At 39.2% G+C, this 10,611-nt stretch carries 11 protein-coding genes; all 11 read right to left on the reverse strand.

The features are described from left to right. Position 1: 1 nt before the first annotated feature. Positions 2-1,927, reverse strand: a complete 1,926-nt coding sequence (gene ftsH, locus CVT17_RS07200; protein ID WP_107770755.1) for an ATP-dependent zinc metalloprotease FtsH — start codon at positions 1,925-1,927, stop codon at positions 2-4. Continuing rightward, positions 1,920-2,753: a 50S ribosomal protein L11 methyltransferase gene (locus tag CVT17_RS07205; protein ID WP_107858518.1), complete on the reverse strand. Its 834-nt coding sequence runs from the start codon at positions 2,751-2,753 to the stop codon at positions 1,920-1,922. The genes ftsH and CVT17_RS07205 overlap by 8 nt, the downstream gene beginning before the upstream one ends. Beyond that, positions 2,753-3,118, reverse strand: a complete 366-nt coding sequence (locus tag CVT17_RS07210) for a chemotaxis response regulator CheY (protein WP_002939933.1) — start codon at positions 3,116-3,118, stop codon at positions 2,753-2,755. Before CVT17_RS07210 ends, CVT17_RS07205 begins: the two co-directional genes overlap by 1 nt. 63 nt (positions 3,119-3,181) lie before the next feature. Then, positions 3,182-3,892 (reverse strand): 1-(5-phosphoribosyl)-5-[(5-phosphoribosylamino)methylideneamino]imidazole-4-carboxamide isomerase, encoded by a 711-nt coding sequence (gene hisA / locus CVT17_RS07215; protein WP_107770757.1) that lies wholly within the window; start codon positions 3,890-3,892, stop codon positions 3,182-3,184. Further along, positions 3,892-4,503, reverse strand: a complete 612-nt coding sequence (gene hisH / locus CVT17_RS07220) for an imidazole glycerol phosphate synthase subunit HisH (protein WP_107770758.1) — start codon at positions 4,501-4,503, stop codon at positions 3,892-3,894. The genes hisA and hisH overlap by 1 nt, the downstream gene beginning before the upstream one ends. Further along, positions 4,500-5,396: a PDC sensor domain-containing protein gene (locus CVT17_RS07225; protein WP_103560684.1), complete on the reverse strand. Its 897-nt coding sequence runs from the start codon at positions 5,394-5,396 to the stop codon at positions 4,500-4,502. Before CVT17_RS07225 ends, hisH begins: the two co-directional genes overlap by 4 nt. A gap of 2 nt (positions 5,397-5,398) precedes the next feature. Beyond that, positions 5,399-7,180, reverse strand: coding sequence for a UDP-N-acetylglucosamine 4,6-dehydratase (configuration-retaining) (gene pglF, locus CVT17_RS07230; RefSeq protein WP_107770759.1), 1,782 nt, complete (start codon positions 7,178-7,180; stop codon positions 5,399-5,401). Beyond that, positions 7,181-8,272 carry a UDP-N-acetylbacillosamine transaminase gene (gene pglE / locus CVT17_RS07235; protein ID WP_107858519.1) on the reverse strand — a complete coding sequence of 364 codons (1,092 nt, stop codon included), beginning with the start codon at positions 8,270-8,272 and terminating at the stop codon, positions 7,181-7,183. It abuts the gene before it with no gap. A gap of 48 nt (positions 8,273-8,320) precedes the next feature. Then, entirely contained in the window at positions 8,321-8,911 is a 591-nt protein-coding gene (gene pglD / locus CVT17_RS07240) for a UDP-N-acetylbacillosamine N-acetyltransferase (protein WP_107770761.1), read from the reverse strand. After that, positions 8,898-9,503 carry an undecaprenyl phosphate N,N'-diacetylbacillosamine 1-phosphate transferase gene (gene pglC / locus CVT17_RS07245; RefSeq protein ID WP_021088589.1) on the reverse strand — a complete coding sequence of 202 codons (606 nt, stop codon included), beginning with the start codon at positions 9,501-9,503 and terminating at the stop codon, positions 8,898-8,900. Before pglC ends, pglD begins: the two co-directional genes overlap by 14 nt. Further along, the gene (pglA, locus tag CVT17_RS07250) at positions 9,496-10,611 is read right to left on the reverse strand and encodes a N,N'-diacetylbacillosaminyl-diphospho-undecaprenol alpha-1,3-N-acetylgalactosaminyltransferase (RefSeq protein WP_107858520.1); all 1,116 of its coding nucleotides are present in this window, start codon (positions 10,609-10,611) and stop codon (positions 9,496-9,498) included. The genes pglC and pglA overlap by 8 nt, the downstream gene beginning before the upstream one ends.

Genomic DNA, 10,611 nt, shown 5'->3' on the forward strand with positions numbered 1-10,611 from the left:
TTTATTCCTCTTTTTTACTCTTTTCGTCTTCTTCTATCTCTACGAGTCTGCTCTCTAGATCATTTTCGATCTCATAGTTTTTAATGATCTCTCTAACTCTTTTTCCTTCGATTGTTTCTTCTTCATAAAGTGCTGATACCATATTTTCAATAGCGCCTTTATAAATTTCAAGAAGACCAAGCACAGCTGTATATCTTTCATGAAGAAGTGTTTTTACAAACTCATCAACCTTTTCAGCCATCTTATCACTGTAATCTTTGATGCTTTGACCGCCATTTAAAAACGTAGCACGTTGTTTTTCAAGCACCATAAGACCAGCAACATCACTCATACCATACATACTAACCATAGCTTTTATGATATCAGTCGCACGCTCTAGGTCGTTACTAGCTCCGGTTGAAATTTCTTTAATAAACACCTCTTCAGCAGCCCTACCAGCCAAAAGCACATCTACTTCTGCTATCAATTCATGCTTTTGCATCATAAATTTATTCTCTTCAGGCGTATTTAGAGTATAGCCAAGTGCCGCAAGACCACGTGGCACGACTGAGACTTTTGTTACCCTTTTTGCACCTTTTGTTAGCTCAGCTATCAAGGCATGACCACACTCATGATAAGTGACGATCCTTTTTTCTTTTGGATTTACGCGGCGAGACTTTTTCTCAAGACCAGCAATCGATCTCTCAACGGCCTCCACAAGATCGGCCTGCTCGACAAAAGTCTTTGACTTACGTCCTGCAAGAAGTGCTGCCTCATTTATGATATTTTCAAGATCAGCACCAGCTAAACCAGTCGTAAGCCTTGCAATATCTTCGATATTTACATCCTTACCGATCTTTACATCTTTCATGTGAACTTTTAAAATGTCGCAGCGTCCTTTAAAATCAGGCTTATCAACAAGCACTTGCCTATCAAATCTACCTGGCCTTAAAAGCGCAGCATCCAAAACTTCAGGTCTATTTGTAGCAGCTATAACAATGACTGGCGACTTGTCCGCATCAAAGCCGTCCATCTCAGAAAGAAGCTGATTTAGCGTCTGCTCTCTCTCGTCATTGCCGCCCATCGGACCAGAATTTCTACTTTTACCGATCGCATCGATCTCATCTATAAAAACGATCGCTGGAGCCTCTTTTTTAGCATTTTCAAAAAGATCTCTAACCCTACTTGCGCCAACACCGACAAACATCTCTATAAAGCTTGATGCCGACATAGAAAAAAATGGCACGCTAGCCTCGCCCGCAACTGCTCTTGCAAGAAGCGTTTTACCAGTACCTGGAGGGCCAACTAGTAAAATACCTTTTGGAATTTTAGCTCCAAGTCTTAGATATTTATCTGGGCTTTTTAGATAATCAACTATCTCTTGAACCTCTTCTTTTGCCTCTTCTACGCCTGCAACATCGTCAAATTTAACTTTTGGTTTTTCAGAATTTATAAGCTTTTTTGCACTTCCTATGCCTAGTATGCCACCGCCGATATTCTTTTGCATACGACTAGCGATAAACATCCAAATAGCAAAAAATATAAACACCGGTATGATCCATGAAAATATAAGATCTCCAAACCAGTTATTTTCGCTATAAACACTGTAAGTTATACCGTTTTGCTCAAGTATGCCAATGAGCGTTGGATCATTTATGCGCTTTGCGAGATAGATGGTTTTGTCACTACCAACGCCTTTTATCGTAGTTTCAGATATCGCAACTTCATTTAGCTGCTTATTTTTTAGCATATCCTTAAATTCAGAATAAGCTATCATCTTGCTTTGAGCGTTGCTACCAAGCCCAAATGAGCCGCCTAGTCCGTCGCCACTAAAGCTTCTAAAAGCTAGAACTATAACTATTGCAAAAATAGCAAAGATAAAAATGGGATTTTTGTTGAAAAACCCGTTATTATCGCCATTATTTTGGTTATTATTTTGATTATTCATCCATTTCCTTATAAACAAAGCTAACCCAATCATTAGCCTGTTTTATCTCAACTAGCTCCAAATCCTTAAACGTATCTTTAATCCTATCTTCGTATTTGTTCAAAATTCCAGACAATACTAGATAGCCGCCTTTTTTTAGCGATTTTTTCAAGTCATTTGAGAGCATAAAAATGACATCAGCAATAATATTTGCTACGACGATATCATATTTTTGCTCTAAATTTGCAATAGAACCTGTCCAAATTCTATTAAATTTAACCTCATTTAGCTGGGCATTACTTTGCGAGCTTTGCGTGGCCTGCTCGTCTGTATCGCAGGCATCGACCTTGCAGCCAAGCTTTGCTAATGCAATACTTAATATCCCACTTCCGCATCCCACATCTAAAGCGGTATCGCCACTTTTTGCATATTTTTGTAAAAGTTGCAAGCAAGAATTTGTGCTTTCATGGTGCCCTGAGCCAAAGGCTAGAGCTGGGTCGATTATGATATTTGTTACGCCTCTAAGTGGCTCTTCCCAGCTAGGTCTAATATAAATTTTATCAACCAAAATAGGTTTAACTGCCTTTTTATATTCGCCTAGCCAGTCTTTATTTTCTTTTAAATTAAGAGAAATTTTTAAATCATTTGAAATTTTACGAACACTAGAGAGTCCTTTTGCATACTCTTCAATACCCCAAGCTATATCTTTTAGATCATACTCTTCCCTGATGATGATCTCGTGATCTAGCTCTTCAACACAGGTAACTCCAAAAGAGAAAACTAGCTCTAAAATTTCATCATAAAAATTTGATGTTTTTATGCTTAATTCGTAAAATTTATCTTTCATTAACCAAGAACGTCTTCAAGCTTCTCTTTTAAAACTTGTGGCGTAAAAGGTTTAACGATGTAGTTATTAACACCTGCTTTTAAAGCTGTTATAACTTCGGCTTTTCCGCCCTCTGTTGTTACCATTATGATAGGCATATCAACATACTTTTGCTCTGCTCTTACCTTTTTAACAAGCTCAAGGCCATTCATCTCAGGCATATTCCAGTCAGTTATAAGAACTTCGATACCTTCATTTTGAGTTAAGATATTCCAAGCCTCAAGACCGTGCTCAGCCTCAAGAATTTCTTGATGTCCTAACCTTTGTAAAGTATTTTTTATGATTCTTCTCATTGTTGAACTGTCATCTACAACCAAAATCTTCACATAATATCCTTTTAGTAAAAATTGCCCTATTCTAGCTAATTTAAATTTATAAAAGCTTTAACGCTATCTAAGTAGTTTAAAGGCCTCTTTTAGGTCAAGCAACCCCTCATAGTAGGCTTTCCCAACTATTACGCCACTAATCTCATTTGTAGCTTTTAGCATCAAAATATCATTTATATCACTCACGCCACCACTTGCTATTGTCTCAAGCTTGCTATTTCTAGCTATTTGCAAGCTAAACTCAACGTTAACTCCGCCAAGCATTCCATCCTTGTTAATATCGGTGCAAATCACAGCCTCCACGCCGACATCTGCAAATTTTCTTGCAAGATCAACTGCTTTTATATTTGAGATCTCACCCCAACCTTGTACGGCCACGTAGCCATCTTTTGCGTCAATGCCGACTACAACTCTATAAATTTCAGCCATTTTTGCTGTAAATTCTGGATCATGAAGGGCAACTGAGCCAAGGATCACCCTGCTAACTCCAAGGTCTAAATAGCGTTTTATTCGCTCTTCATCTCTTATACCACCACCCACTTGGACGCTTAAATTTGTAGCCTTTGTAATTTTTTCAATTGTTTTAAAATTTATCGTCTCTCCAGCAAATGCACCATCCAAATCAACCACATGAAGCCATTTTGCGCCATAATCTTCAAATTTCTTAGCAAGTTCACTTGGCTCGTTGCTATAAATTTTTGCACTTTGCATAAGACCTTTGCTTAGCCTAACTGCTTGTCCCTCTTTTAAATCAATCGCTGGAAAAATTTCCATCATAACCTCGCAAAATTATCTAAAATTTTAAGTCCAGCTTCATGACTTTTTTCTGGATGAGGCTGAAAGCCAAAGATATTTTCATGCCAAACCGCACTTGTAAATTCATATCCGTAAGTTGTCTTTGCCAGTGCAAATTTATCATCACAAACCACATGATAGCTGTGTACAAAATATAAATACTCAAGCTCTTTTAGTCCTAAATTTAATGGGCTATTTTGCTTAAATTCCAAAGCATTCCAGCCAATGTGAGGTATTTTTAATGGCTTATCGAAATTAGTTTCATTAAATTTTACGACCTCGCCAGCTATCAGTCCAAGCCCAGCATGTTCGCCAAATTCAAAACCTTTTTCAAATAAAAGCTGCATGCCAAGACAAATACCAATAAATGCTTTACCGCTTTTTACTGCTTCTCTTACAGCTTCGTCCATGCCGTTATTTTTTAGCTTTGTCATCGCCTCACCAAAAGCTCCAACGCCTGGCAAAACGATGTGAGAGTACTCTTTTAAACTATCAGGCTCACTTACTAAAACGCACTCATGTCCAAGAAATTTAAAAGCATTTATCACGCTTTTGATATTGCCCGCACCATAATCAATAATAGCGATCATCTGTTCTCTTGTCTTTTTACGCTGAAAAGATAAAAGCTAAGTGCCGCCATCAGCATCGCCACACCGCCTATTAGATAGATAGCATTTATGATATTTTCAGGTGCAGTGATAGCAAATTTAAAGACTAGCATGAGCGCCTCGATTGCAAGTGCGATGATAATTGAGCCGATAAATCTCACCATCGTTTTATAAATAACGCTATTTTCCTCGTGATTTTTACCTAACACCTCTTCTTCAAATATCGTCTTAACAAGGTCAAAAATGGCGAGGGCTAGCGTTAAAATGATAGTTGATTCAAAAATTTCTTCGACATTTATATGCTCGATGCTCTTTGAGATAAAGCTCTTTACACCGTGCCAAAACAAAAATGCGCAGATCATAAAAAGCGATGCACAAAAAAGTGTATAAATAGTCTTTAAAAATCTACCAAAATGCTCCTCAACAAAGCCGCTATCGACCATATTTAGGATATTTTCTAGGCTTATATCGATGCAGGCGATAAATTTAAGCTCATTTTTTTCATTATAGATAGGCACGCTTGCTGTGACGCATAAACCTCCATTTAGGCTTGATGGATATGGATCGCTTAAAACGCATCTTTTCTCACGCACTGCAGTGTAGTAGTAGGCTTTATTTGCGCGGTTTTCGCCCTTTGGAATTTTATACTTCTCATTTAGGCTGATCGAGTCTTCGATCTGCACGCCATTTTCGTCTAAGATATACAGTGCGTCAAAATTTTCTATCTCGTGGCTGATCTTATCAAAGCCAGCTTTTATGTTCTCTAAACAAACTCCGGGCAGTCTATTTGGCAAATTTCTACTAAATAAATAACAAATATACGCCCTTGCCTTATATCTCGTGTCACTAAATCTCTTAATATCTTTTATAACCAAATTTAACCTTTTAAATTTAATGCGTGATTGAACTCAGGAACGATCTTTTTAAGTGCAGGTGCTACCTCATCATCTTCAAGCTGCAAAAGCTCACTTATCTGCGAGTTTAAAAGCGCTAAATCGTAAGGCTCTGAATGCGTTACAAAGATCGATTCATATTTTGTTTGCACATCGTCTTTGTTGATAAGTAGCTCTTCATAAAGCTTCTCGCCTGGTCTAAGACCCACAAATTCTATGCCCAAATGCTCTTTATTTGAAAGAAGAAGCATCTTTTTAGCAAGATCTACGATCTTAACAGGCTCGCCCATATCAAGTACGAAAAGCTCTCCACCTTTTGCGATAGAGGCTGCTTGAAGGACTAGCTGACAAGCTTCTGATGTAAGCATAAAGTATCTTGTGATCTCTGGGTGAGTGACGCTTAGTGGCTTATTTGCAGCGATCTGCGCTTTAAATTTAGGTATGACAGAGCCGCTTGAGCCAAGGACGTTACCAAAGCGAACGCAAACTATCTCGCATACACCTGCTTCATTTGAATTTAGTGCGTAAAGCTCGCAAACACGCTTAGTTGTACCCATTATGTTTGTTGGGCGCACAGCCTTGTCTGATGAGATCATGACAAATTTCTTAACGCCATATTTTTTAGAAATATCGACTGCATTTTTTGTGCCAAGGATGTTGTTTTCAACTGCTGAGCGAGGATTTAGCTCGCAAAGTGGCACGTGCTTATATGCAGCCGCGTGGATAACGATCTCGGGTTTAAAGTCAGCAAAAACTTCTTCAAAATCCTTTAAATTTGTGATATTTACAAGCTTGCTAATAGTTCTTTTATCTTTTGTATCTTCGCCTATTTTATAAAGGTTAAACTCGCTGTGCTCGACCATTACAAGCTCACTTACACCAAATTTTAAGCATTGCTTACAAATTTCACTTCCTATGCTACCGCCAGCTCCAGTGACAAGCACTCTTTTATCTTTTAAGAAATTTGAAATAGCCTCTGGATTTAGGTCTTTTGGCTTTCTAGCAAGTAAGTCTTCGATTGAGATATCCTTGATCGGCTCATTTTCGATAAGAGAGAAGAGCTTCATATCTCTTATGCCATATCCGCTTAGCTCATCAACTAAGGCTTGAAGCTCATCTTGATCTAGCGCAAGCGCAATGATAGCGGTCTTTGCATCATAATCTTTTATAAGGCTTGGTATCTCTTTTTTATCTTGCACTAAAAAACCATCACAATAAGTACCAACAAGATCACTCCTGCCATCTACCACTCCAACCGCGTAGTAGTCAAGATACCCTTGTTTTAAGCCACGCAAGACGTGAAGCGCTTTTGACGTTGCGCCTATAACGATACAAGGCTCACCTTTGTGAGGTTTGTTTGAAAAGTCAAGCACCATGCGTTTTGAAATTCTTAAAAGCCCAACAAGTAAGCATGAAATAAGAAGATCAATGAAAATAACGCTTCTTGGATATGGATTTAAAAAATCTTGAATGATAAAAAAAATGATCGTAAATAAAACAGCTGAGCAAACGTGAGCTAAGAAAATTTTTCTTGCTTCATTTAATCCAAAAAACCTCCACGGCACCTTGTAAATTTTAAACATCCACATAAAAAAGAGCTTAAATACGATCAAAAATCCAGCCGTTACAAAAAGCCCTTGCACGTAGATATCTGGGATGTCAGCGTTAAATCTTAAAAGATAAGCCGCATATATCGAAAAGATAAATATAAAAACATCGCCAAGAAGGAAAAATACGAGCCTTTTTAACTTCGTTGCATGAAACATTTACGCATTTTCCTTGACTATTTTAATCACTCTTGCTTGCGTCTCCTCGCTCATATCGCTACCGCTTGGCAAGCAAATTCCTCTTGAAAATAGATCTTCGCTATATCCATCGATAAAACTTAACGCACCATTAAATACAGGCTGCAAGTGCATAGGCTTCCAAAGTGGGCGACTCTCGATGTTTGCATCAGCTAGTGCTTTTATAACTTTTAAATGCGCATCTTTTTTGGCAAAAACGCCAGTTGTCAGCCATCTGTTACCACGAGAATTTGCTAGCTCTGGCATAAATTCTAAAACGTCGCCAAGCTCTTTTTCATAAATTTCAAAGACTTTTCTCTTTTGCTCGACCCTTTTTTCCAAAACTTCCATCTGAGCCACGCCAATAGCGCCTAACACGTTACTTAAACGGTAGTTATAGCCATAGTCTTTGTGCTCATAGTGAAGCAGTGGCTCTCTAGCTTGAGTGCTATAAAATCTCGCTTTTTCTACAAATTCCTTGTCACCAACTAGCATACCGCCACCTGAAGTGGTGATTATTTTATTGCCATTAAAACTATATGCACCCATCACGCCAAATGTGCCAAGTGCCTTACCGCCATAAAATCCGCCAAGTGCTTCAGCTGCATCTTCAACTAAAGCGATGCCCTCGTTTTGGCAAATTTTACAAATTTCTTTCATCTTTGAAGCTTGACCGTAAAGATGAGTAACGACTAATACCTTTGGCTTTTTAGGTAAATTTGAGATCGCTTTTTTAAGTAGCTCTGGGCTTAAATTCCAGCTCTCATCGCAGTCTATGAATACTGGAGTTGCTTTTTCATAAAGTATAGGCGAGACTGAAGCCATGAAAGTAAAGCTAGAAGCCAGCACAAAGTCGCCCTCTTTCACGCCAAGGACACGAAGTGCTAGGTGAAGCGCCGCCGTTCCAGCGCTTAGTGCAAGAGCATCTTTTGCTCCGGTGTAGCTTTTTATACTTTCTTCAAATTTATTAACATACTCGCCAAGTGGCGCTATATAGTTGCTTTCAAAAACTTTTTTTATATATTCCTGCTCTTTTCCGCTCATATTTGGTGGAGATAAAAAAACCCTATCCATTTCATCCCTTTCGTGATTTTTTGGCGATTTTAGCACTTATTTTTAAATTTATATCTTAGCGCGCTCGCATGCAGGTACGCCGTAAGCCTTTATGCCATCTTTTATATCTCTTACAACCACACTTCCAGCGCCGATGATGCAATTTTTGCCAATACTTATGCCTTGAATGATGCTTGAGCCGATACCTATGTGCGTAAATTCGCCCACGCTAACATTTCCAGCAAGGGCTGCATTTGGGCTGATGTGAGCAAATTTGCCTATCACGCACTCATGCTCTATCACCGCACCAGAGTTTATGATAGCGCCCTCTTTTATACGAGCTTTTGCGTTTATAACGGCATTTGGCATGACAACTACGCCTTTTTCTATCACAGCACTTTCGCTCACAACCGCGCTTTTATGGATCAAATTTACTATCTCAAAGCCAGTAGCCTCCACCTTTTGGCTGATCTTTTGCCTAGTTTTATTATCACCTATGGATATTATGATGTCGGCTTTTTCAAGCTCTGGGCTAAATTTACACTCGCTAGCATCATCTAAAAAAACTATCTCATCATAGCCTCTATTTCTAGCGATGTCAGCAACCACAAGGCCATGCCCACTCGCTCCGTATATGTAAATTTTCTTAGTTTTTGCCATTAAATTTCTCCGTCGTCGCCTGCCCCTCTTTGCTGACACCACTTCGTTTTAGCACCTTTTCTATGGTCTGCAAAGCGATCTTTACATCAAGCATAAAGCTTAAATTTTTAGCGTAATAGACGTCATATTCAAATTTTTTCTCCCAGCTTATGGCATTTCTGCCATTTACCTGTGCTAGGCCCGTGATACCAGGGCGCACGTCGTGGCGGTGCTTTTGCGTTTCGTTGTAGATGGGTAGGTACTCGACCAAAAGCGGCCTTGGTCCGATGAAACTCATATCGCCTTTTAGCACGTTAAAGAGCTGTGGTAGCTCATCAAGGCTAAGAGAGCGGATCAGTTTGCCAAATTTACCAAGGCGCTGCTCATCTGGCAAGAGCTCGCCATTTGCGTCACGCTCGTCGCTCATCGTTTTAAATTTATAAATTTTAAAAATTTTCTCATTTAGACCCGGTCTTGCCTGCGTAAAAATTACGTCACGGCTCACCTTAAAATAGATAAAAATCGCCGTTGCTATAATGATAGGCGACGTTAAAATGAGCAAAAACAAAGCCCCCAAAATATCAATCACCCTCTTTAAAAAATTTCTATACATCTATAAATTTCCTATAAATTTCTATATATCTTTTCGCGATTTGCTTCTCGTCAAACTCGCTAACCGCCCAGTTTCTGCCGTTTTGCCCAAGTCTAGCACAAAGTGCTTCGTCATCAAGCAAAATTTTTATCTTTCCAGCAAGATCATTTGCGTCTTTTACCTTGCATAAAAGTCCGTTGTAGCCGTCCTTTACAGCTTCATTGCAGCCTGTCACGTCACTTGCAACGACTGCTTTAGCCATGCTCATCGCCTCTAAAACCGTTCTTGGAAAGCCCTCTTTATAGCTAGGAAGTGCTAGCAAATAAGAAGCCTTTAAAAGCTGCGGTATGTCGTTTCTAGCGCCAAGATATCGCACCTTGCCACCTTTTAAAAAGCTCTCGTCAGCAGTTGATTTATTACCAGCAAAGCCCTCGCCCACAAAGACAAATTCGCAGTTTTTGTAGCCATTTAAAATTTCAGCTGCCTCGTAAAATTCACGAACGCCCTTGTGCCACATGGCTCTTGCGATCATTAAAATTACCTTTTTATCACCCAGGTCAGCTGCCTGCGTGATAGCTGGATCAAATTTAGCAGTATCCACGCCGACACTTTTTATGCGATACACTTTGCTTTTATCTATCAAATTTTTTGAGATCAGATAGTCTGGATCTGCGTCATTTACGAAGATGCAAGCATCAGCCTTTGCAAAAGAGAGCTTATAAAGGCTCTCCATGACAAAACGCACAGCCTTTGTCTTAATATCATCATCGATATAAAAGCTACCAAGGCCTTCAACCAAATTTATCACGTGCTTTATGCCAGCGTTTTTAGCAACAAACGTGCCAAAGACATTTGACTTGTGAGCGCCAGTTTGCAGCAGGTCTAAATTTAGCTCACCTAAAATTTGAGATAGTTTTTTTGAGTTATTTATCACGGTTAGTGGATTTAGACTAGCCTTATCAAGCTCGTAGGTGACAGCATGAAAGCTTTTAGCAAGCTCATTAGTGAAATTTCCTTTTGGAGCGATAGCAAAAACCTCATGCCCCATATCTTTTAAAGCCTGCATGATAGGGCGTCTAAAAAAGTGTATGCTCATATCAGCGTGGCTTAAAAATCCTATCCTTGCCAT

This window comes from Campylobacter concisus (assembly GCF_003048775.2).
GTDB classification, from domain to species: domain Bacteria; phylum Campylobacterota; class Campylobacteria; order Campylobacterales; family Campylobacteraceae; genus Campylobacter_A; species Campylobacter_A concisus_I.

Excerpts from the sequence above, each read along its gene's own strand:
- ftsH (WP_107770755.1), bottom strand. The coding sequence starts at position 1,927 with ATGAATAATCAAAATAATAACCAAAATAATGGCGATAATAACGGGTTT.
- CVT17_RS07205 (WP_107858518.1), bottom strand. The coding sequence starts at position 2,753 with ATGAAAGATAAATTTTACGAATTAAGCATAAAAACATCAAATTTTTAT.
- hisA (WP_107770757.1), bottom strand. The coding sequence starts at position 3,892 with ATGGAAATTTTTCCAGCGATTGATTTAAAAGAGGGACAAGCAGTTAGG.
- hisH (WP_107770758.1), bottom strand. The coding sequence starts at position 4,503 with ATGATCGCTATTATTGATTATGGTGCGGGCAATATCAAAAGCGTGATA.
- pglF (WP_107770759.1), bottom strand. The coding sequence starts at position 7,180 with ATGTTTCATGCAACGAAGTTAAAAAGGCTCGTATTTTTCCTTCTTGGC.
- pglE (WP_107858519.1), bottom strand. The coding sequence starts at position 8,272 with ATGGATAGGGTTTTTTTATCTCCACCAAATATGAGCGGAAAAGAGCAG.
- pglD (WP_107770761.1), bottom strand. The coding sequence starts at position 8,911 with ATGGCAAAAACTAAGAAAATTTACATATACGGAGCGAGTGGGCATGGC.
- pglC (WP_021088589.1), bottom strand. The coding sequence starts at position 9,503 with ATGTATAGAAATTTTTTAAAGAGGGTGATTGATATTTTGGGGGCTTTG.
- pglA (WP_107858520.1), bottom strand. The coding sequence starts at position 10,611 with ATGGCAAGGATAGGATTTTTAAGCCACGCTGATATGAGCATACACTTT.